This window comes from Candidatus Zixiibacteriota bacterium (assembly GCA_034003725.1).
Taxonomy (GTDB): domain Bacteria; phylum Zixibacteria; class MSB-5A5; order GN15; family FEB-12; genus WJMS01.
Map to the genome: position 1 here is coordinate 289,845 of JAVEYB010000003.1, position 20,523 is coordinate 310,367.

Here is a 20,523-nt window from a genome sequence, read left to right on the forward strand (position 1 = left end):
GTCCCGCAAAGAAGTTCCGTCGGGTGCCAGTCCGCCGAAGGCGAACGACACCCGACGGCATCTCATCCCGGGTGGCCCACCTTCCGGGTGGGTTCCCGTGAAACGATTCTGTTCCAGCGACCGCACACTTTCCCTACCACCTCGATGGAGAAAATGCCCGGCCCCCCTTAGATATCATAGCAATTCATTCCGCCGCACGTACCGCCCGCAAACACAAGTTTGCCGTTGGATATGGCCGGAGCGAGATTCTCCGCGATTCGCGAGTTGTAAGGCGCCTTCCATAGGGTGTCCCCGGTTACCGGATCGTAAGCCCAAACCTTACTTCTCCATGCCCACTGCCACTGCGAGTACACCACACCGTCGGCGTAGGTCGCCTGACTGAGATTGTCAACCTCGTACCATTCGGGCCAACCTTGGGTCCAAATGATCTGTCCGTCATGGGCATCGACGCATTGAATCTCGAGGAGACCACCCGGATCAGTTCGGTCAGCCGCATAGACTCGGTCACCAACTTCCGTCAATTGATCTGCGGGATGGTCACTCACCTGCACAGTCCAGTGCTTACCAATCACGAGATTGATGTTATCGTGGTCGTTCCAACCGGTCCGGAGCACATTGTATTGGAAAGTCGTCCAGTCCGAATGACCTTCGAGAGCGACACCTCTGCCACTCAACGTGGTAGTTGCCAACACGATCCAAGAAAGGACGACTGGTAAGAAATGAGATGCTCCGACAAACATTGCTACGATTGTCCTTTCCCAAAGAGACCAAGATTATCTGACATTGTTCATCTCTGCACGTCAGCCTGTAGAGTCATCGGTAGAACGTCTTATACATGCGTAACCGACTAGGCAAGGAAGACTCACCAACGGACGCTAGCACATCGCTGGTGAGCCTTGGAGAGAGCGAACCATCAAGGATCGGCATCCTCTCCCGAACTGCCATTGCTCTCGCAAGTCAACAGACCAGAATTGCTGATGAGGCATGTTTCACCCCTTTCCGACTTAGTCGGCCGGAAGATGCCAAGCCGGTAGACTTGCACCGAAAGCGGGAGTGTGATTTCAGCAACAATTTGCATCATCAAAGGCCAGTATCAGCTGCCAGTGTGTTCCTGTGCGCACCATCAAATGCTCGTCATGACCTTGCGATAGTTCTGCGGCCAGTACTTGGAATAGCCCGACCAGAAGTAGTCGGGACCGCGTCGGGTAACTTCGGACAACACCTCCTGAACGTGCTGTCTTGCCGCAGCTCGTTCACCAAGCAAGAGATGAATGGCGGGAACCGCATAGCAGGCATATTCTTGAAAGTCGCCATTACGTTTGAGCCATCGAAGCAGTGATCTCAAGTCGATTAGCCCCTCCATCCAGGGTATGCCGTACTCAATGATCCTCCTCCCGATCTCCCTCGCTATTGGCGCTACCGGTTCATCGATCGAGAGGTGCCATTCCTTCCATGCGTTCTCCGTCATCAAGTATCCCAGCGGAATGGAAGCAGATGGCTTGCGATATGAACCGCTTGAGTCCTCTGCCGGCGGCCACCACCTCGACACGATGTCCTCCACCACGTCGTTACGAACACCGATAACCACGAAGACCGCGATTACATGTTCGCCATCGTATACTGCATGCCGTATTCTGACCGAGCCTTCGACTCTGTCTGACAACTCCAAATGCAGGGTCTGGTTCTTCCACACGAATCCCATGCTCTCTAATTCCGCACCAATCACTCTCTTGATCTCTTGAATCGCCTTTGTAAACCTTGACATTCTCGAACTCCCGAACGGAATCTTCAGCGATGTACTACCCCCGGGTGGCCCACCTTCCAGGTGGGTTCCCGTGAAACGATTCTGTTCCAACCGAGTAGCCCACCCCTCCGGGGTGGGATCGACTCGCCCAACCCGAGTAATCCCGCAAAGCAGTTCCGTCGGGTGCTAGTCCGCCGAAGGCGAACGACACCCGACGGCATCTCATGGCCTTTCAGAATCATTCCCCTATGCTCGGACGACTGCGACAATCCAAAACATTGAAAGAAGCGCCGAAGGCCGGGTGGCCCACCTTCCAGGTGGGTTCCCGTGAAACGATTCTGTTCCAGCGACCTCACACTTTCCCTACCACCTCGATGGAAAAAATGCCCGCCCCCCCTTAGTAAACACTCTTCTCTAGCGAGGCGCAAGAATGACGGTGCTTCTGTATCGCGACAGATTGTCGACATCCTGCTCAAACAAGAGTTACTCCCATGCCGCATATCATGATAAGGGGAAGGGGAAGAAATGGGGACCCCCTAAAAATAACAAAACAAACCCATTTCCCCGTAACCTCCGCCAAACCAAGCTTGTACGGTGGTTTTTTCGTTTTCGCGGCCCCTCGCGTGTCTCCGGTACCGTCTCGTCAGTCCGAACGAATCGTTCGCACTGTCTGTTTATGCTTGCAGCGGCCACGACCGATAAACAATACTGAGCCCGGTCAAACCGGACGCCACCATGCCGACTACCAAACGACAAAAAAAAGCCCTCGCGGCGCTGCATTACGATCTTTTCGCCGCCGAGCCTCTGGCTCCGCCCGCGCCTGCCACCCTGTATACCAAAATCAACGAGCAGGCCGACCGGGACCGCCGCGCCCGGGAGCGGATTGCCGTGCCGACTCCGCAGACGTCGGGGCTGCCGTCGCTGTCGGAGCTGTATCGACGCTTCGATTTGTTCAATTGGATGTTTTTCGCGGGGAAACTGCCGCGAGTCCGAATCGAGTATTCCTCTCGTATGGTCGCCGCCGGCTCGTATGCGCCGCACGAAAAACTCATCAAAATCGGGCGCAAGTATCATGAGATTTTTCCGGAAGACGTTGACGACACCCTCAAGCACGAGATGATTCACATCATCCACTTCCACCACGATGCCGCGTTCAGGCGCGAGGCCGAACGGATCGGATGTATGCTCAGGGCGCGCTCCCACCCGTCGCTCGTGCGGCCGTCGCGCTATATCTACCAGTGCCCGAACTGCGGACGCCGCTACGGCCGGCAAAAACGCCTGCGCATGGCCTCATGCGGATATTGCTCCGATCGGGGACGGTACGACGATCGATTCAAACTGCGGCTTGTAGAGTCACGGTCGGCGGAAAAAACACGCTAACCGATCGACGACTCAGCCTGCTCCGAGAAAATCTCCTGGATGTCGTCGATCTCGTCGATCAGCGGCATCAGCTCGGCCATCGCCTCGAGATTGCCGCCTTCCGTGAAGTACTTGACCAGCCGAATCAGCACCAGTGCCGGGTTGCCGACACAACTGATAATATGGCCCTCCCGGGATACGCCCAGCCCGGCCCGTTTGGCCTGCACCAGCGCCTTGTGCCGCCCCACCACGTTGGCCTGCTTGTCGATCGCTTCTTCGAAAAGGCGAAGGTATTCTTCTGTTGTTTTCATCCGTTGTCAATTTGTGACAAAAGGTTTGTGTTGCCCGTTACTCTAATGATCGGCAGACTACTCCAGTTTCTCCACCGTTCCGATCCGGCAAATTTTGTCTAACATACGTCAAATCATAGAGATAAACCGATATTCGTCCGTGATCCCCCGACTCATTACTCGTCGCCAACCCGTGCCGGAGTGGCTTACTCAAGTAGGGGAGAGACAACCGCTTAGCGAGCTGCACCAGTCAGTCATCCACCGTCTTCAATTCGGTAAGCCCAAGGGCCGCTTTTTTTTCAATCTGAACCTTGACAAACACTCAGGCATGCGTATATTGAGCGACTTTTCGTGGTGAGGTATGCCCACAAGGCAAGAGAATAGGACCAATGAAGACATTCATTCCAAAAATTGATCCAAACAACCGCAACTGGTATGTGGTCGATCTGCAGGATGCCATCCTCGGTCGCGCGGCGGTGCAGGTGGCCGATATCCTGCGCGGCAAGAACAAGCCGATATTCACGCCGCATCTCGATACGGGAGACCATGTTGTGGTAGTAAACGCGGCCGGTGTGCGGGTTACCGGCAACAAACGGTCACTGAAGAAGTACTACCGCTATACCGGGTATCCGGGTGGACTGAGAACGCGCACGTTCAACGACCAGATGCAGAAGAAACCGGAGGACGTGGTGGTGAAAGCGGTACGCGGTATGCTCCCGAAGAACCGGCTCGGCCGCAAGATGCTCAAGAAGTTGCATGTGTATTCCGGCCCCGAACATCCTCATCGGGCGCAGAAGCCGGAAAAAGTAGACATTTAACCCAGACCGAAAGTAGCGAATGAATCAGCAGACAGAATTCGCGGCAACGGGACGTCGTAAAGAAGCAGTCGCCCACGTGGTGCTCAAGCCCGGCAACGGCAAATTCACGATCAACGGACGGGAAGCGGCCGATTTTCTGGCGCGCGCAACCTTGCTGCAGTTGGCCAGCGAGCCGCTGGCCGTGACCGACATGGCCGGCAAGGTCGATCTGGCGTGCTCCGCGAACGGTGGTGGTGTCGCCGGACAGGCCGGCGCCATTCGTCTGGCGCTGAGCCGGGCGCTGGCGGAATTCAATCCCGAGTTCCGGAGTGTATTGCGCCGGGAACAGCTTCTGACGCGTGACCCGCGTGCCGTCGAACGTAAGAAGTACGGGCAGCCCAAGGCCCGTAAGCGCTTCCAGTACTCGAAGCGTTAATCGCAGGTGTGCAGCAACCCCGCCGAAAGGCGGGGAATAGACAGTCCCGGCCGACTCGGTCGGTGGTCCCGCTCGCTCGGGTCCGATCGGGGACGACGCCGGGGTGAAGGTAAACCGAACTTTTCAGGGGATTCAATGCTCTCTCCAAAAGTCAAAGAATTGCTCGAGGCCGGGGTCCATTTCGGCCACCAGACGCGCCGGTGGAACCCCAAGATGAAGCCGTTCATTTTTGCGGCTCGAAATGGAATCTACATCATCGATCTGCAGAAGACGGTCAACGCGCTCGAGCAGGCCAAACGCAAGATGGCCGAAGTGGTCCGGTCGGGTCGTCCGATTCTTTTCGTGGGAACCAAAAAGCAGGCCAAGGAAGTCATTCATGAACAGGCCCCGCGATGCGGCGGTTATCATGTCACCGAACGCTGGCTTGGCGGCATGCTGACCAATTTCAACACCATCCGGAATTCCATCAAGAAGCTCAAAGATATCGAGCGGATGCGCGAGGACGGGACGATCAACAAATTCACCAAGAAAGAACGCGCCCGTTTCGAGAAGGAAGAAGAAAAGCTCAACAAGGTTCTGTCCGGTATTAAAGACATGAACCAGTTGCCCGGCCTTGTGGTGCTGGTAGACGCCCGCAAGGAGAAGATCGCGGTCGCAGAGGCCAACAATCTGGGCATCCCCATCATCGGAATCATCGACACCAACGCCGATCCGGACCCGATCGATTTTCCGATCGCCGGCAACGATGACGCCATCAAGTCCATTCGCGTGCTGATGCGGGACCTGGTGGACTCGGCGGTCGAAGCGCAGAGCGGACTGACCCGCGATATGATCGAGCCGGCTGCGACTGAGCCGGTCGACGAGGATGTGTATGATGAGACGCCGAACAATGACGACAATGACGACAGCGAAGTTCAGGAGTGACAGGTCCCCATGGAAATAACAGCCAAGATGGTAAAGGAGCTTCGGGACAAGACCGGGGCAGGCATGATGGACTGCAAGAAAGTCCTCGCCGAGACGGACGGTGATTTCGACAAAGCGGTCACCATGCTCCGGGAGAAAGGGATCGCCAAGGCGGCGTCAAAGGCCGGCCGGGCGACTTCCGAGGGAGTCATCGCATCGTATATCCACCAGGGCGACAAACTTGGCGTGATGGTTGAGATCAACTGTGAGACCGACTTTGTTGCCCGCACCGAGAACTTCCAGAAGTTCGCCCGCGATGTCGCCATGCACGTAGCGGCTTCGGCGCCGCTATGCGTTCGCCGCGAGGAGATCGACCAGGACCAACTGCAGAAAGAGCGCGAAATATATCGCCACCAGGCACAGAACGAAGGTAAGCCCGCCAATATCATTGACAAAATCGTTGACGGGAAAGTCGAGAAATACTTCGCCGAGGTGGTGCTGCTCGAGCAGCCGTTCATCAAGGATCCCGACAAGACGGTGGGTGACCTGGTGAAAGAGACGATCGGTTCGCTCGGCGAGAACATCATCGTGAAGCGGTTCGTTCGCTTCGCCTTAGGTGAGTAGCTATGGGGGCTGACGACGGCAGGCCGATCTACAAGCGGATATTGCTGAAGATTTCCGGTGAGGCCCTCATGGGCCCGTCGGATTACGGCATTCACCCGCCAACAGTGCAGTTCATTTGCAACGAGATCAAGGGAATCAAGGATCTCGGTCTCGAAATCGGCCTGGTCGTCGGCGGCGGCAACATCTTTCGGGGAATGGCGGCCGCGGAGCGCGGGATGGATCGTGTCACCGGCGACCATATCGGCATGCTTGCGACCATCATGAACTCCCTGGCGTTGATGGAGACGCTGGAGGGGATGGGGATATTCACGCGGGTGATGTCTGCGGTCCGGATCGAGGCTGTGGCCGAGCCGTACATCCGGCGCCGGGCCGTTCGACACGTCGAAAAGGGCCGGCTGGTCATTTTCGCGGCCGGTACCGGAAATCCATTCTTCTCCACCGACACAGCCGCATCTCTTCGCGCCATGGAACTCGGCGCCGACGTGATGATTAAGGCCACCAATGTCGACGGCGTATATTCGGCCGATCCCAAGAAAAACCCCGACGCCGAGTTTTATCCGTCGCTGACCTACATGCAGGTTCTGACCCGGGAGCTGCGTGTCCTCGATTCCACCGCCATCTCGCTGCTGAAGGACAACGGTATCCCGGTACGCGTGATCGATCTCAATCGCGAAGGGAACCTGAAGCGCGCCGTGACGGGGGAGCCGGTGGGAACGATCATTTCCTGACCGAGACACGTTTACTGATATTTTTCAGGAGCAGGACGTATGCTGGAAAAGATCTACAAAGAGACGAAAGAGCGGATGCACAAGTCGGTCGAGGCGGTCATATCGGAGATGCAGACTGTCCGGACCGGCAAGGCGTCGCCGCACCTGCTGGACCACGTACGGGTTGAAACGTACGGTTCCGTCATGCCGTTGAATCAGCTGGCGACTATTAATGCGCCGGAACCGAGACTGTTAACCGTCCAGGCGTTCGACAAAGGGACGGTGGGAGATATCGTGAAGGCCATTCACAAAGCCGACCTCGGGCTGAATCCCGCGGTCGACGGCAACATGGTGCGGCTGGCGATTCCTCAGCTCAACGAGGAACGCCGGCAGGAACTGGTCAAACACTGCAGGACGATTGCCGAGAACGGACGGGTGGCCGTCCGGAATATCAGGCGCGACGTTAACGAACACCTCAAGAAGTTGCAGAAGGACAAGCAACTGTCCGAGGACCAGGAAGCCGACGGTCACGACGAGGTGCAGAAGATCACCAACGACATGATCAAGGAAATCGACGCGGGCCTGGCGAAAAAAGAAAAGGAACTGATGGAGGTCTGATCGGCCGGACTTCCAGGGGTGTGCGAAGCCCGGGCGCTGCCCGGGCTTTTCTGCTGGTGGGCGCAGCGCCGAGCATCAGCCCGGATACGTGCCCTGGATAAAGTCTTTCAGGTAGCGGTTCTCGATCCTGATGTCTTCCATCTGGGTCTTGACGATGTCGCCTACCGACAGCAGGCCGATGAGCGACTCGCCCTCGAGAATCGGAATGTGACGGATCCGATTCTGGGTCATAAGGCCCGCAATGTAGCCGACCGTGTCATCGGGCACGCCGACAATGAGGTCGGTGGTCATGAGGTCAGCGACGGTGTGGTCGCGGTAGCGCTCCTTGGTTTCATAGACGATCCGGAAGATGTCCTTATCGCTGACAATTCCGATCAGACGATCGTCTCTGAGCACTGGTAAACAGGATATCCGGTTTTCGAGCAGCAGCCCCATGGCGGTTTCGACAGGCGTTTCGGCGGTGGTCGTGATGAGGCGGCGATCTTTCTGGCGAAGGAGATCTTTTACGAGCATGACGAAGCCTCCTGGATCTTCGACCGACCCGGTGCGGACGGGACGATCCGGTTCAGGTCCGAGCGATTGCGGTGCGCCGCCGGGCGACCGCAGAGGTTTCTGGTGAACAAACCGTGGATGTGCGTGTCTAATTATATGATACAAGTGAGCCGGAAATGCCAGTAAAAAAACAATACGGGCCGCTTCTAACCATTTTGGCGATCTGGATCGGGATTGCGGCGTATGGCAACGGTCAGGCCGGGGACGATGTTCTTGACTATTACTGGCGAAAGGCGGCCGAGACGTTCGAACGCCGTCGCAATGCCGATGACGCCCTGCGGTATCGTCTGGAAACCCGTTCGTTTTACAAATCGCTGGACCGGAAAGGCCGGGTCGCGCGAGTTGATACTGCGAACGTCGCCTACTTCTTCTCCGGACCGAATCTCGACTCAGCAGTATTCGGCCGAGGTGATCCAGCGCGATTCGAACTCGTCGAGTTGATACCACCCGACATTTTTACCATCTCCTATAAGAAGAACCTTTTCCCCAACGATGACGGAGTTGGCGAACTTGCCATTGGTCTGGATACCGAAGGAGAAGCTGCTGAAGTCCCATCCGGCTTGCTGCTGCTGGATCGCCGCTCGTATTTACCGCGCTTGCTGTACCTGTATTATGAACCTGAGGGCGATCTGGTTCGACTGACGCGATCCTTCAGATTCTTCGAATTCAACGGGCTGATTGTGCCGGACTCCGCGTGGGTATCGGCATCGAAGCGTGGAGTGTTTTTCACGGAGCATTTTCGAATCGAAACGGCTGTGACGGATTTCAGCATGCTGCCGTAGTGTCAATCGCAGCTTGCCAAGAGACCTTCCCAGGCTTAGTTTCAACCATCCTATGAGTGATCTCGACGTATTAAAGGCGCGCATCCTGGAGCGGCAAGACCGACTGCCAAGGCATATCGCGATTATTATGGACGGCAATGGGCGCTGGGCCGCACAGCGCAATCAGCCGCGAACCTGCGGTCACGAAGCGGGCGTCAAGGCCGTCCGCGAGGTTGTCCGCGCCTGTGCCGAACTCGGTATCAAGTACCTGACGCTGTATACGTTCTCCATTGAAAACTGGAAACGCCCCGCCGATGAGGTCACCGCACTGATGGCGTTGCTGGTGCGCACGACTCTCAACGAGATGGAAGAGCTGATGAAAAATGACGTTCGGTTGGTCACCATCGGACGGCCGGACGGACTGTCGGAGACCCAGCGCATGGTGATCGACGAAGCGGTACACCGTACACGGGACAATCAGGGGCTTGTCCTGATCCTTGCGTTGAACTATGGCGGGCGGACAGAAATACTAGATGCCGTTCGTTCGATCGCCAAAGCCGCAAAGGTCGGACTGATCGAACCTTCGACCATCACTGAAGCTCTGTTTGCTGACTTTCTCTACACGGCCGACATGCCGGATCCCGACCTGCTGATTCGGACGTCCGGCGAGCGGCGTATTTCCAACTTTCTGCTCTGGCAAACAAGCTATACCGAACTGCACATTATCGAGACACTCTGGCCCGATTTCGGTCGCAGGGAGCTGTTTGACGCCATCATCGACTACCAGGGACGGGAGCGCCGATTCGGTAAGGTGCTTCAGAAGGGCGAGTTGTGAGCACCAACATGCTGGCTCGAGTGGGTGTCGCGGCCGTGGCGATTCCGGCGATTCTCTGGATCTCCTATCAGGGCGGGCTCTGGCTGCTGGGCATGACCACGTTGTTTGCGTTGATCGGTATGCACGAATTCCTGATCGCCGAGGGGCACACGCCCGCGACCGCCGCATACTGGGGAACATTTCTGACCGCGACCATGTCATTCGCCGTGCTGATTTTCGGTTATGTATCACTGGTGCAGGATGGCCAGGTGCGGGCGGCCGATGCCATCGGATTCGGTGCGCTCTGGATCGCGGGCGCGGCATCGACGCTGGTGTTTTTCCTATTTTCTTCGATGCTCTTTGCCCTTGGACGACGGGAGCCCCGGCAGTTGTTCGAGGCCGCAACGCGCCTGGTCTGGGGACTGATCTACATCACGTGGCTCTATCCGTTCGTTTTCCTTGTGGGTACGTTCGTGCCGACGGCTGTTGGTCCCGGTATCTCCGGCGGAGATGTTCTGTTGTTGTTGTTCGCGCTTTTGTGGGTGGGAGACACTGCGGCGATGTTTGTCGGCATGAAGTTCGGTCGGCACAAACTCGCGCCCGCTGTCTCGCCGAACAAGACGGTCGAAGGGTTCTTTGGTGGGCTTGTCGGTGCGATGCTGGTGGGAGTGGTGTTATACTTCTGGCGGTTTGAAGGAACGGTCGCTCTTCTCCACATTGTGGCCATCTCGGTTGGCTGCTCGGTGTTTGGACAGGTGGGAGACCTGGTTGAGTCGATGTGGAAGCGATCGCTGGCCATAAAAGATTCATCGTCGCTGATCCCGGGACACGGCGGCGTGCTCGATCGCTTTGATTCTCTGTTGTTTGCCGCCCCGTTTCTGTTTGCATACTTCGTGCTGTTCGTCGCATAATTCAGTCCATGCGGACGCTTGATTGGATATTTGCGGCACGGCCGATGCTTCTGGTTCCGGTCTGGACGATCTACCTGGTGGCCCTGCACTATCATCACAGTATAGCAAAAGAGACATTTGATCTGCTCGATGTTTTATCGCTCAGCGCACTGAGCCTGGCGTTCGCCGGCGCGTACTACATCAACCAGGTCTATGATATCGAGTCGGATCGCCTGAACAACAAAGTCGGCTTTCTTCCACGCGGACTCATCAGGCCTGATGCGATGCTCGCGGCATTCGTGATAGTCTCATTAGCCGGGCTATGTGTCGCGGGCGGTGTGTCGTTCTGGATGCTTGGGCTGGTCGCGCAGATCGTCGTCTTGTCATGGACCTACTCTGCGCCGCCGGTCCGATTCAAGGATCGCCCCGTGAGTGGACCGCTTGCCAACGGCTGGGCGGTCGGCCTAGTCACGTCGCTGAGCGTGATGCCGCGCCAGAGTCTGGATAGACTGGGCTTGCTGGGATGGGATAATCCCGTCTACTTCTTTCTGGCCGTGGTTGCGGTGACGATCATCACAACAATCCCCGACCGCGACGGCGATGCGGCAACCGGCAAGCAGACACTTGCGGTGCGTCTCGGCGCACGCTGGTCGCTGGCGGTGGCGGCCGTGTGTCTGGGAGCCGCGGTGGCGGTGGCGTGGCGATCCGGATATCCGGCGCTGGTGTATGCGGCGCTGTTTGCGTTGGTCGTGTCGCTGTTCGCATTGGCTGCGCCAACCACGAGGCTCATCCTCCTGGCGGCGAAGGTCCCGATTGTCGTACTCACGCTGATGGCCTGCGCATTCTACCCGTTCTATCTTTTGTTTCTTGTTGCCCTGATTCTGGGCACACGAATATACTACCACAAACGATTCGGAATTGTCTATCCGACGATAGCGTAATGAAGAGCATACTCCCTTTCATGCTGGTCGCGGCAATCGCAATCGGCTGTTCGCCGTATCCAAGGTACGGCGTTCACTCGGCGAACACTCCGATGGAGCGTGGACCGCAGATCGAGATGTATCGCACGGATGATTTCATCCGTCTGGGGATGTTGCTGCAGAGCTACCTCGGAACGCCATACGGTTCCAGGACCAAAGCGGGTGTCGGGCTTGACTGCTCGCTCTTCACACAGCAGGTAATGTGGCGCTTCAATCGCACACAGCTGGCGCGGACAGCCGAAGACCAGTTTCTTCAGGGACAACCGGTTTCGACGCGGCGGCTCGAATTCGGCGATTTGGTGTTTTATCGGACCGACGGACGCACAATCTCGCATGTCGGCATTTATGTCGGTTACAGTGAGTTCATTCATGCCTCGAGTTCCCGGGGGGTAATTGTCAGCCACATGGGGGAGAAGTACTGGGCTGAGCGTTTTGCGGGCGCGCGGCGCGTGTTGTCCGGACGCAATCGGGACGCCGGCAATACGAACTAATACCCGCCCCGGCCGGTTAAAGACGGTATGAAGCAGGCAAGAGAGGATTTGAGGCTGCGACTGGCCACGCTCCCGGCCTCGGCCGGCGTCTATATCTTCAAAAACGATCGTGACCGCATAATCTATATCGGCAAGGCCAAGAACCTCCGCAACCGGGTTCGCACGTACTTCCAGTCGCCCGACCGGCTCGATCCAAAAACGCGGCGGATGATTTCTCAGGTCACGGCGTTCGAGACGATGGTGACGTCGAACGAAATCGAGTCTCTGATTCTCGAGGCCAACCTGGTTCACGAACACAAGCCCCGCTACAACGTCCGCCTGAAGGACGATAAGCACTTTCCCTATATCAAGGTCACCACAAATGAGCCCTTTCCCCGGGTGCTGGTGGTGCGCCGAATAGAACGCGACGGCGCCACGTATTTCGGCCCGTACACGAGCAGCAGGTCAATGCGGCGGACGATCGGTTTGGTGACCGGGCTGTTCAAGATTCGCAGCTGCAGCCTGCAGATCCCGGCTCCCGCGGGCCGGAAGCACAAGGTATGTCTCGATTACCACATCAAACGATGCGGCGGTCCGTGCGAAGGATTCCAGTCTGAAGCCGACTACGCCGAGCTGGTCAGCTCGGTACTGCTGGTGCTGAAGGGGAGATCGCAGGAACTCATCGATCGGCTCACCGCAAAGATGAATCGCGCATCTGACAAAATGCAGTTCGAGGACGCCGCCGAACTGCGCGATCAGATCCAGGCGCTGCTGGATATGCGCGTCCGGCAGCATGTCGACGTCGGTGAAGCCGTCGACCAGGACATCGTATCACTTGCGCGCGATGACAGGGACGCGGTGGCCGTGGTCATGCAGATTCGCGAGGGCGTGCTGATCGGCCGACAGGATTTTCAACTTGCCGCTGAACTCGGAGATACCGATCAGACGATTCTCGAGTCGTTTCTTACTCAGTACTATCATGCCCAGCCCAATCTGCCGGAGACGGTTCTGTTGCCGATAGAACCATCGGACGCAGACCTGCTCGAGCAGTGGCTGAAGCGACTGAAGGGCAGCCGCGTACGGGTGATGACTCCCAAAATCGGCGGGAAAATACGCCTGGTGGAATTGGCGGCGCGCAACGCTCGCCACCTGCTCGATGAACTGCTGATCCAGAAACGCGCCCACACCGAACGAGCCTCGCGTATGGTGACGTCACTCCAGGAGGAGCTCAAGCTGGCCCGTGTGCCCCGCCGCATGGTTTGTTTCGACATCTCCAACACGGGGGAGACCGACGCCGTCGGCTCGTGTGTGTACTTCGAGAACGGCAAGCCGAAGAAATCGGAGTATCGTCACTTCCGAATCAAGGGCGTCCGAGGACAGGATGATTTCAAGATGATGCGCGAGGTTGTCGGGCGCTATTTCTATCGCATCCGGGACGAGGCGAAACAGCCCCCTGATCTGGTGGTGGTGGACGGCGGAAAAGGGCAGCTCTCGTCGGCTCTGGCGGAGTTGAGTTCGTTGGGATTCGCCGACCAGCCCGTAATCGGTCTGGCCAAGCGGCTCGAAGAGGTATTCCGGCCGAACGAAAGTGAGGCAACCACGATTCCACGGTCGGCCCCCGCGCTCCTGCTGCTGAAGCGAATCCGGGACGAGGCTCATCGGTTCGCGATCACCTTCAACAGGAAGGTCCGCTCACGCCGCACGATCAAGTCGGCGCTGGACGATATTCCTGGTGTCGGTCCGGCCAAACGTCAGGCATTGCTGGCGGCATTTGGATCGGTAGAACAGATCAGGACGCGAACCATCGAGGAGATCGTCCAGGTGAGAGGTATCTCCGAGAAACTGGCGACCGAGATTCTGAAGCGGCTCAGCTGACACAGGTTGAGCAAGCTGGCAATCCGTGACCGATTTTGTCCTTGCAACCTGTTGTCCCCGTTTCTATACTGCGCCATGCCCCAGCAGCCACAGGCATATTCCGTCTCCGCAATTACCCGCATGATCAAGACTCGTCTTGAAGAGGGGCTCTCCAATGTGTGGGTTGAAGGCGAGATTTCCGGCTACCTGCACCATACATCGGGGCATCGCTACCTCAACCTCAAAGATGACCGTGCGGTTTTGAAGGTTACGATCTGGCGTTCGGTCGGAGCCGCGCTGAAATTCGAACCCGAGAACGGACAGAAAGTGCTGGTGTTCGGTGACATCACCGTCTACGAGCGGGGTGGTCAGTACCAGCTCAACTGCAAGCGCATACAGCCGGTCGGAGTCGGTGAACTGGAGCTGGCTTTCCGACAATTGCATGAGAAACTGGCGGCGGAGGGTCTGTTTGACGACTCCCGCAAGAAGCCACTTCCGCCGTTTCCGCAGAAGATCGGAATCGTGACGTCGCCGACCGGGGCCGCCGTCCGCGATATCATCCAGATCGCCCGTCGTCGCAATGACGCCGTGCAATTGATTGTCTACCCCGCCCAGGTTCAGGGAGAGGGCGCCGAACTGACGATTGCCGCCGGCCTGCGCTACTTTAACATGCGAAACGACATAGACCTGATCATCACCGGCCGGGGGGGCGGCTCCCTCGAAGATCTATGGGCCTTCAACACCGAGACTACGGTTCGCGCCATTGCGGCCTCACGGATTCCGGTGATTTCCGCCGTGGGCCACGAGATTGACCTCACCCTTGCCGATCTGGCGGCCGACCTCCGTGCTCCGACACCGTCCGCCGCCGCCGAACTGGCGGTCTGGTCGAGGCAGGAATTCGAACAGCGGCTCGATTCCCTGGTGTACTCACAGGCCCGGTACCTCGAGAACCTCGTTGACACCGCCCGTCAGCAACTCCGCTATCTTGTTCGCCGGCCCGTCTTTGTCCGACCGTCCGATCTCGTTGAGCCATATCATACGGAACTGGGCCATGCGTATCACCTTATGCAGCGGGCGGGAAAAAGTTGTTTCGAGCGGCTGAGCAACCGCCTATCTTTACGCGCGTCGAAACTCGATGGTCTGTCGCCGCTCAAAACACTGGCTCGAGGCTACTCCGTCACGCGATCAGCCGACAGCAGTCACCTCGTGAGGTCGGTTGACGACCTGAAAGTCGGTGACCGAATCGAGACGATCCTCCCCGACGGGCGCGCTGTCTCGGTCGTGGAAGAAAGAACAAAAAGAACATCACCGGAATAATGACAGCTCAAAAGAAGTATAAAGACTACGAATCGGCCATCGGACGGCTCGAGAAGATCACTGAACTGCTCGAGGTCGGCGAGGCCACGCTGGAAGAGGCCATCGAGTTGTACACTGAGGGGCTGGAGATCGCGCGCTTCTGCAGTGACAAGCTCGAAGAGGCCGAGAAGAAGATCAAGCTGATCACGGAGAAGAACGGACTGGCGGTCGAAGAGGATTTCGAAGAGTCTGATGAGGACGAGCAATGACGGTTGCCTCGATGAATGGTGTGCGCTATCTTGAGGAACGTCGCCTGTTGGTAGACGACCTGCTCCACCGGTACCTTCCGTCGGAGCACGAACCCCCCGCCACGCTGCACGCGGCCATGCGGTACTCGACATTGGCCGGCGGCAAGCGACTTCGGCCGATACTCGCCTGTGCCGCGTGGGAATACTGCAACGGCGCGCAAGCGAACGTCCCGGAAGCCATACATTTCGCCATGGCCGCGCTGGAAATGGTGCACACGTATTCTCTGATTCACGATGATCTGCCGTGTATGGATGACGATGACCTGCGTCGCGGGATACCGACGTGTCACAAGAAGTTCGGCGAAGCGGTGGCGGTGCTCGCGGGTGATGCGCTGCATGTCGTGGCGTTTCAACTCATGGCGCGCACCGGCTCCCCGCAGGCAGTCATAGAACTCGCCGAGGCCATCGGGACCGGCGGAATGCTCGGGGGGCAGGTGGCCGATGTCGAGGCTGAAGGCCGATCGACGATTTCGGAATCCGATGTCGAGTATATCCATACGCACAAGACGGGAATGCTCATTCGCGGCTCGGTGCGGATCGGCGCCCTGCTGGCGGGAGCCGACGGGGAAACGTTTTCCCGCCTGACGATGTTTGGAGAGAAGATAGGTTTGGCATTTCAGATCATAGATGATATTCTTGACGTCGAAGGCGATCAGCGGAAGCTTGGCAAGGAGGTCGGCTCCGATACCAAAAACCAGAAGGCCACCTACCCGGGTATAGTCGGGATGGCGGCCGCCAAGAGAAGAGCATCGGCGTTGATTGATGAAGCGCTGGCACTTGTGGATAACGGCCAGAACAACATGTTGCAGTTTCTGGCGAGATACATAGGTCAACGGGAGAACTGATTCACCCGTACCAACATGCACATGAAACACCTTCCCACGATCACTGGTCCGTCCGACACCAAGAAACTGACGGTCGAGCAACTGGTAGAACTGGCGGCCGAGTGCCGGCAGCAGATCGTATCGGCAGTGTCCCGGACCGGCGGGCACCTGGCTTCGAATCTCGGCGCCGTAGAACTAACATTGGCGTTACACTACATCTTTGATATTCCCCGTGATCGGATAATCTGGGATGTGTCGCACCAGACCTACACGCACAAACTGCTGACCGGCAGGCAGGAGAGAATCGATACTATTCGGCAGTACGGGGGGCTGGCCGGGTATTCGAAGCGGTCGGAATCGCCCTATGATCACTTTGGCGCCGGGCACGCGTCCACCTCGATTTCGGCGGCGCTCGGGTTCGCGGCGGCTCGAGATCACGAAGGCGCGGATCATCGCGTAATCGCCGTCATTGGCGACGGTTCTATGACCGGCGGGCTTGCATTTGAGGCGATGAACAACGCCGGATCGCTCAAGAAGAACCTGCTGGTCATCCTGAATGACAACACCTGGTCAATCTCGAAAAACGTCGGCTCGATCTCCCGATACCTGACCAATATCATGACCGACGAGAAAGTCCGCAAAATCCGCGAGGAAGTCTGGGAGCTGACCGGCAGGTTCAAGAGGCGTGACAAGATCCGGGCGACAATCGCGCGCCTCGAGCAGTCAGTCAAGACACTGCTCGTGCCGGGAATGTTGTTCGAGAATCTCGGGTTTAAGTACTTCGGCCCCATCGACGGCCACGATTTGCCCATGCTCGTGAAGACCCTCAATGATCTGAAAGACGTTCGCGGCCCGATACTTCTGCATGTAGCGACCGTCAAGGGGAAGGGGTATGCGCCGGCGGAAGGAGATGCGTTCAAGTTTCACGGTGTCGGCAAGTTCGACAAAATCACGGGCGAAGCCGCCAAGGGTGGAAGTAACCTTCCCTCATATACGGCTGTCTACGGCAAAATCATCTGTGAATTGGCCGAAAAGGACAAGCGGGTCATCGCGATTACGGCGGCGATGACGTCCGGTACCGGGTTGGATGAGTACTCACAGCGGTTCCCAGAGCGCTTCTACGACGTAGGTATCGCCGAGGCTCATGCGGCGTGTTTCGCGGCCGGTCTTGCGGCTGAAGGAATGCGTCCGTATCTGACGGTCTATTCGACTTTCATGCAGCGAGCTTACGACCAGGTCATCCACGACATGGCGATACAGAACCTCCCGGTCGTCATCTGCATGGATCGGGGCGGGCTGGTCGGCAACGACGGCCCAACGCACCACGGCGTATTCGACCTGTCGTATTTGTCCACCGTCCCCAATGTTACCGTCTGTGCGCCCGCCGACGGGAACGAACTGCGTGCCGTGATGCATCAGGCACTGACCGTTAATCAGGGTATCATCGCTATCCGCTACCCACGAGACAATGTGCCCGTCCCCATGACCGAAGAGATCCCGACGATAGAGTGGGGTACTTGGCAGCCCGTGACGGAATTGGGCGATGTGGTGGTTCTGGCGGTTGGAGCGATGGTGCACACGGCGCTGGAAGCTGCTGAGCGAATCGCCGAACAGGACGATGTTGAAATCTCGGTGGTCAATGCCCGGTTCGTAAAACCGTTCGACTTGTCGTTGTTGGCACGAATCGCCGACTCTGCGAAAATTATTATCACGGTTGAGGAAAACCAGCGCCGGGGCGGTTTCGGGCAGGGGGTCGCGGATTACCTATTGAGTAATGGATACCGCGGTAAATTTCTCGCGCTGGCGATCGACGACTCATTTGTCACACACGGTACCCGCGAGGAGTTGCTTCGCGATGTTGGGCTCGATGTTTCGGGCGTCACTCGCTCAATATCCGAATTTCTGAGCAGGCATCACAAGACCGGCGGCCTGCTGCACAAGCTGTCGCTTCGGCGCAACGGCCCTCCCCGGCGGAAAGAACTTTCCGGCATTCCGCTCACCGGCACCGACTCCAAATAGATGGCTTCAGTCGATTTCGATCTGAGATTCCGCAAAGCGCTCGCCAGCGATCTGCCCGTCATTACGGCTCTTATCGCCGACCACGATCTGCCGACCCGTGACCTATCGGAAAAACTGGACAGCCTCTGGATCGCCACCCAGGTGGACCTGCTTGTCGGTGTTGGCGGCCTTGAAGTGCACGGAGACCACGGTCTGCTCCGTTCAATGGTTACAACGGAACGGTTTCGAGGGAAAGGTTTCGGGCGAGTCCTTACCGACTTTTTGCTGGCACACGCACGCGAGCAGAAACTAGTCGACGTTTATCTGCTGACCCTGACCGCAGCGGGGTTCTTCCGCAAGCTCGGTTTCGAGCGGGTGGCACGCGCGGATGTCCCCAATGATATCCAGCGCACAAGTGAATTCGCCGAACTGTGCCCGCAGTCAGCGGTATGTATGAAGATCACGATTGTACCGTAAGAGCGTGTGCGGTCCGGTCGGGCCCGGAGGAAAGCCTCGTTCGGTCCACTAAATGACTTGCTATCCGGTTTTCGTCGGATTTCCTTACTCGTATGAAGTTTGGTCTGGTGGCGAATCTCAAACGGATCGGCGCTGTTGAGACCGTTCATTCCTGTATCGCGTGGGCCCGGCATACGAAACAGGATATCCTCCTGGCCGAGGATCTTCGCGATGTCGTCGAGGGCAAGAACGTGTTCTTGCCCGAGCGCGAGCTGGCCCGGCAGGTGGACGTGATCGTGTCGATGGGCGGCGATGGTACGCTTCTGGCGACGGCGCGGGCAGTCGGTCATCTCGGTACGCCGATTCTGGGGATCAATCTCGGCTCACTTGGATTTCTCACACAGCAGACCCCGCAGCAGCTCATGCCGGCGCTGGAGGCTATTGTCGCGAAGAAGTATCAACTCGACGAGCGAATGCTATTGCATGCGGAGGTCGACGGGTCCGAGACGCTGCCCTCGAGTTTCGCTCTTAACGACATCGTGATCAACAACGGTCCGGTCAGCCGCCTGCTCGATATCAGTCTCGAAGTGAACGGTGAACGGGTCGTGACGTACAAGTCCGACGGATTGGTCATCGCGACGCCCACCGGCTCCACCGCCTATAATCTCGCGGTCGGCGGGCCGATCATGCACCCGTCGATGGACGCGATTATTGTGGCGCCGATCTCACCTTTTTCCCTGAACACCCGCCCGATGATTTTCCGACCCGACGACCGCCTGGAGTTCCAGATTCTCTCCGAGGAGCGCGAGGCGAGCCTGACGCTGGACGGACAGGTGATGATCACGCTGCAGAGTTCGGAGCGAGTCTGTTTGTCGCGGGCGGATTTCCGGGCCCGGTTTGTCGTTTTCCCGGAGAGTTCGTACTATCATCTTCTGAAGACCAAGCTCAATTGGGGCGTGCACCCGAATTTCCGGAGCTGACACCAGTTCTCAGGGGAGGGATGTCTCTGACTTCCCAACTGCCACTCATCCGAAAGTTCACCCCGCTCGCCAGGAGGGGCATGGTGTTCGTCTCTCTTGTGTTCTTTACGCTGGGCGTCTGGGGGATTGTGAACTTCGTCCTTTCGTCGGGGAGCAAACTCACATTCGCCGTCTGCATACTGTCCGCGGTCCTGGGGGCTTCGGGACTATTGAACGCCCTTTTGTACGAGTTCCGGATTCACGAAGATCTCATGGGGCGGCGCGGCTGGGCTATCGTTCGGTACACTGAGAAGTCTCTTCGCTGTGAAGAGGTACGACAAGTCGAAGCGGAGTCTGGCGACCTGACGCTGGTCGGTGATCGCAAGCGGTTGACCCTCCATCCTGATACCGAAGACCACAGTGAGTTGTTGAGCCGGATTCTGCTCGGCCTGAAACGGCACCGCATCGCTCCGTTCAAAAAGAGAGAGAGGTTAGGCGAAGAACCGTGGGAAGCCGTCTTCACTACCTGAGTGTTGAGTTTGACGAGCGTCCGATTGCACGGGCAGTTCGCGATCACGAGGGGTGCTGGCAGTTTCTCGCTGAAGGGGATATACCTGATCTGGAGAGGGTGGTCCTGCTCGGTGCCTGTCAAATGGCGGAAAGAGATCCGCCGCTGACAGAGATAGAATCCCGTCAAGTGGGATGCAGGGCCAACAGATCCGAACCCGGGGAACCCTGCGTGCTAGAGAGGATGGAGCGGTAAGCGTTGCTGAAGAGACTCTGATCCGGCCAAAAAACCTATTGCCTTCACCGGGCCATTCCGATACTATTGACCTGTTCAAAGCGGGAGTAACTCAGTTGGTAGAGTCACAGCCTTCCAAGC

General features: G+C 57.6%; 24 protein-coding genes. 20 read left to right on the plus strand and 4 right to left on the minus strand.

Annotated elements, in window-relative coordinates:
- Window positions 1-167: 167 nt before the first annotated feature.
- Both RBT76_06015 and RBT76_06020 read right to left on the minus strand, forming a co-directional pair.
- Window positions 168-740 (minus strand): PQQ-binding-like beta-propeller repeat protein, encoded by a 573-nt coding sequence (locus tag RBT76_06015; protein MDX9857324.1) that lies wholly within the window; start codon window positions 738-740, stop codon window positions 168-170.
- Window positions 741-1,123: 383 nt separating this feature from the next.
- Window positions 1,124-1,765 (minus strand): hypothetical protein, encoded by a 642-nt coding sequence (locus RBT76_06020; GenBank protein ID MDX9857325.1) that lies wholly within the window; start codon window positions 1,763-1,765, stop codon window positions 1,124-1,126.
- A 714-nt stretch (window positions 1,766-2,479) separates the two neighbouring features.
- Here RBT76_06020 and RBT76_06025 point away from each other — a divergent pair.
- Entirely contained in the window at window positions 2,480-3,124 is a 645-nt protein-coding gene (locus tag RBT76_06025; protein MDX9857326.1) for a hypothetical protein, read from the plus strand.
- Here RBT76_06025 and RBT76_06030 read toward each other — a convergent pair.
- Window positions 3,121-3,414, minus strand: a complete 294-nt coding sequence (locus RBT76_06030) for a hypothetical protein (protein MDX9857327.1) — start codon at window positions 3,412-3,414, stop codon at window positions 3,121-3,123. The genes RBT76_06025 and RBT76_06030 overlap by 4 nt on opposite strands.
- Window positions 3,415-3,782: 368 nt before the next feature.
- Here RBT76_06030 and rplM point away from each other — a divergent pair, with 368 nt between their 5' ends.
- From rplM to frr, 6 genes are all read left to right on the plus strand, one after another.
- Window positions 3,783-4,211: a 50S ribosomal protein L13 gene (gene rplM / locus RBT76_06035; protein MDX9857328.1), complete on the plus strand. Its 429-nt coding sequence runs from the start codon at window positions 3,783-3,785 to the stop codon at window positions 4,209-4,211.
- Window positions 4,212-4,230: 19 nt separating this feature from the next.
- A complete protein-coding gene (rpsI, locus tag RBT76_06040; protein ID MDX9857329.1) occupies window positions 4,231-4,626 on the plus strand; it encodes a 30S ribosomal protein S9 in 396 nt (131 codons plus the stop codon).
- A gap of 135 nt (window positions 4,627-4,761) precedes the next feature.
- Complete coding sequence (gene rpsB / locus RBT76_06045; GenBank protein MDX9857330.1) at window positions 4,762-5,550, plus strand: 30S ribosomal protein S2; 789 nt, start codon at window positions 4,762-4,764, stop codon at window positions 5,548-5,550.
- A 9-nt stretch (window positions 5,551-5,559) separates the two neighbouring features.
- Window positions 5,560-6,153, plus strand: coding sequence for a translation elongation factor Ts (gene tsf, locus RBT76_06050; protein ID MDX9857331.1), 594 nt, complete (start codon window positions 5,560-5,562; stop codon window positions 6,151-6,153).
- Window positions 6,154-6,155: 2 nt separating this feature from the next.
- Entirely contained in the window at window positions 6,156-6,881 is a 726-nt protein-coding gene (gene pyrH / locus RBT76_06055; GenBank protein MDX9857332.1) for a UMP kinase, read from the plus strand.
- Window positions 6,882-6,920: 39 nt separating this feature from the next.
- A complete protein-coding gene (frr, locus tag RBT76_06060) occupies window positions 6,921-7,478 on the plus strand; it encodes a ribosome recycling factor (GenBank protein ID MDX9857333.1) in 558 nt (185 codons plus the stop codon).
- Window positions 7,479-7,553: 75 nt separating this feature from the next.
- On the opposite strand, the gene RBT76_06065 is transcribed toward frr, so the two are convergent.
- Window positions 7,554-7,991, minus strand: a complete 438-nt coding sequence (locus tag RBT76_06065) for a CBS domain-containing protein (protein ID MDX9857334.1) — start codon at window positions 7,989-7,991, stop codon at window positions 7,554-7,556.
- A gap of 155 nt (window positions 7,992-8,146) precedes the next feature.
- On the opposite strand from RBT76_06065, the gene RBT76_06070 reads away from it, so the two are divergent.
- The 13 genes from RBT76_06070 (at window position 8,147) to RBT76_06130 (ending at window position 20,170) form a co-directional block, all read left to right on the plus strand.
- The gene (locus tag RBT76_06070) at window positions 8,147-8,812 is read left to right on the plus strand and encodes a hypothetical protein (protein MDX9857335.1); all 666 of its coding nucleotides are present in this window, start codon (window positions 8,147-8,149) and stop codon (window positions 8,810-8,812) included.
- Between the two features lie 52 nt (window positions 8,813-8,864).
- A complete protein-coding gene (locus RBT76_06075) occupies window positions 8,865-9,626 on the plus strand; it encodes an isoprenyl transferase (GenBank protein MDX9857336.1) in 762 nt (253 codons plus the stop codon).
- Window positions 9,623-10,516 carry a phosphatidate cytidylyltransferase gene (locus RBT76_06080; protein MDX9857337.1) on the plus strand — a complete coding sequence of 298 codons (894 nt, stop codon included), beginning with the start codon at window positions 9,623-9,625 and terminating at the stop codon, window positions 10,514-10,516. Before RBT76_06075 ends, RBT76_06080 begins: the two co-directional genes overlap by 4 nt.
- A gap of 8 nt (window positions 10,517-10,524) precedes the next feature.
- Window positions 10,525-11,436, plus strand: coding sequence for a prenyltransferase (locus tag RBT76_06085; protein MDX9857338.1), 912 nt, complete (start codon window positions 10,525-10,527; stop codon window positions 11,434-11,436).
- Complete coding sequence (locus RBT76_06090; GenBank protein ID MDX9857339.1) at window positions 11,436-11,966, plus strand: NlpC/P60 family protein; 531 nt, start codon at window positions 11,436-11,438, stop codon at window positions 11,964-11,966. The genes RBT76_06085 and RBT76_06090 overlap by 1 nt, the downstream gene beginning before the upstream one ends.
- 27 nt (window positions 11,967-11,993) lie before the next feature.
- Window positions 11,994-13,820, plus strand: coding sequence for an excinuclease ABC subunit UvrC (gene uvrC / locus RBT76_06095; GenBank protein ID MDX9857340.1), 1,827 nt, complete (start codon window positions 11,994-11,996; stop codon window positions 13,818-13,820).
- Between the two features lie 75 nt (window positions 13,821-13,895).
- Complete coding sequence (gene xseA, locus RBT76_06100; protein ID MDX9857341.1) at window positions 13,896-15,116, plus strand: exodeoxyribonuclease VII large subunit; 1,221 nt, start codon at window positions 13,896-13,898, stop codon at window positions 15,114-15,116.
- Window positions 15,116-15,364, plus strand: a complete 249-nt coding sequence (gene xseB, locus RBT76_06105) for an exodeoxyribonuclease VII small subunit (protein MDX9857342.1) — start codon at window positions 15,116-15,118, stop codon at window positions 15,362-15,364. The genes xseA and xseB overlap by 1 nt, the downstream gene beginning before the upstream one ends.
- A complete protein-coding gene (locus tag RBT76_06110) occupies window positions 15,361-16,248 on the plus strand; it encodes a polyprenyl synthetase family protein (GenBank protein ID MDX9857343.1) in 888 nt (295 codons plus the stop codon). The genes xseB and RBT76_06110 overlap by 4 nt, the downstream gene beginning before the upstream one ends.
- Window positions 16,249-16,269: 21 nt before the next feature.
- Entirely contained in the window at window positions 16,270-18,246 is a 1,977-nt protein-coding gene (gene dxs / locus RBT76_06115) for a 1-deoxy-D-xylulose-5-phosphate synthase (protein MDX9857344.1), read from the plus strand.
- Window positions 18,247-18,702 (plus strand): arsenic resistance N-acetyltransferase ArsN2, encoded by a 456-nt coding sequence (arsN2, locus tag RBT76_06120; GenBank protein ID MDX9857345.1) that lies wholly within the window; start codon window positions 18,247-18,249, stop codon window positions 18,700-18,702. It abuts the gene before it with no gap.
- Window positions 18,703-18,794: 92 nt separating this feature from the next.
- Window positions 18,795-19,661: an NAD(+)/NADH kinase gene (locus RBT76_06125; GenBank protein ID MDX9857346.1), complete on the plus strand. Its 867-nt coding sequence runs from the start codon at window positions 18,795-18,797 to the stop codon at window positions 19,659-19,661.
- 80 nt (window positions 19,662-19,741) lie between these two features.
- On the plus strand, window positions 19,742-20,170 hold the full coding sequence (locus tag RBT76_06130) for a hypothetical protein (GenBank protein ID MDX9857347.1): 429 nt from the start codon (window positions 19,742-19,744) through the stop codon (window positions 20,168-20,170).
- Window positions 20,171-20,523: the final 353 nt, after the last annotated feature.

Coding starts and splice junctions, on each gene's coding strand:
- RBT76_06015 (MDX9857324.1), bottom strand. CDS start 740: ATGTTTGTCGGAGCATCTCATTTCTTACCAGTCGTCCTTTCTTGGATC.
- RBT76_06075 (MDX9857336.1), top strand. CDS start 8,865: ATGAGTGATCTCGACGTATTAAAGGCGCGCATCCTGGAGCGGCAAGAC.
- RBT76_06020 (MDX9857325.1), bottom strand. CDS start 1,765: ATGTCAAGGTTTACAAAGGCGATTCAAGAGATCAAGAGAGTGATTGGT.
- xseA (MDX9857341.1), top strand. CDS start 13,896: ATGCCCCAGCAGCCACAGGCATATTCCGTCTCCGCAATTACCCGCATG.
- rplM (MDX9857328.1), top strand. CDS start 3,783: ATGAAGACATTCATTCCAAAAATTGATCCAAACAACCGCAACTGGTAT.
- frr (MDX9857333.1), top strand. CDS start 6,921: ATGCTGGAAAAGATCTACAAAGAGACGAAAGAGCGGATGCACAAGTCG.
- uvrC (MDX9857340.1), top strand. CDS start 11,994: ATGAAGCAGGCAAGAGAGGATTTGAGGCTGCGACTGGCCACGCTCCCG.
- rpsB (MDX9857330.1), top strand. CDS start 4,762: ATGCTCTCTCCAAAAGTCAAAGAATTGCTCGAGGCCGGGGTCCATTTC.
- RBT76_06125 (MDX9857346.1), top strand. CDS start 18,795: ATGAAGTTTGGTCTGGTGGCGAATCTCAAACGGATCGGCGCTGTTGAG.
- RBT76_06130 (MDX9857347.1), top strand. CDS start 19,742: ATGGTGTTCGTCTCTCTTGTGTTCTTTACGCTGGGCGTCTGGGGGATT.
- RBT76_06070 (MDX9857335.1), top strand. CDS start 8,147: ATGCCAGTAAAAAAACAATACGGGCCGCTTCTAACCATTTTGGCGATC.
- RBT76_06110 (MDX9857343.1), top strand. CDS start 15,361: ATGACGGTTGCCTCGATGAATGGTGTGCGCTATCTTGAGGAACGTCGC.
- tsf (MDX9857331.1), top strand. CDS start 5,560: ATGGAAATAACAGCCAAGATGGTAAAGGAGCTTCGGGACAAGACCGGG.
- RBT76_06090 (MDX9857339.1), top strand. CDS start 11,436: ATGAAGAGCATACTCCCTTTCATGCTGGTCGCGGCAATCGCAATCGGC.
- arsN2 (MDX9857345.1), top strand. CDS start 18,247: ATGGCTTCAGTCGATTTCGATCTGAGATTCCGCAAAGCGCTCGCCAGC.
- RBT76_06085 (MDX9857338.1), top strand. CDS start 10,525: ATGCGGACGCTTGATTGGATATTTGCGGCACGGCCGATGCTTCTGGTT.
- rpsI (MDX9857329.1), top strand. CDS start 4,231: ATGAATCAGCAGACAGAATTCGCGGCAACGGGACGTCGTAAAGAAGCA.
- RBT76_06065 (MDX9857334.1), bottom strand. CDS start 7,991: ATGCTCGTAAAAGATCTCCTTCGCCAGAAAGATCGCCGCCTCATCACG.
- pyrH (MDX9857332.1), top strand. CDS start 6,156: ATGGGGGCTGACGACGGCAGGCCGATCTACAAGCGGATATTGCTGAAG.
- xseB (MDX9857342.1), top strand. CDS start 15,116: ATGACAGCTCAAAAGAAGTATAAAGACTACGAATCGGCCATCGGACGG.
- RBT76_06030 (MDX9857327.1), bottom strand. CDS start 3,414: ATGAAAACAACAGAAGAATACCTTCGCCTTTTCGAAGAAGCGATCGAC.
- dxs (MDX9857344.1), top strand. CDS start 16,270: ATGAAACACCTTCCCACGATCACTGGTCCGTCCGACACCAAGAAACTG.
- RBT76_06025 (MDX9857326.1), top strand. CDS start 2,480: ATGCCGACTACCAAACGACAAAAAAAAGCCCTCGCGGCGCTGCATTAC.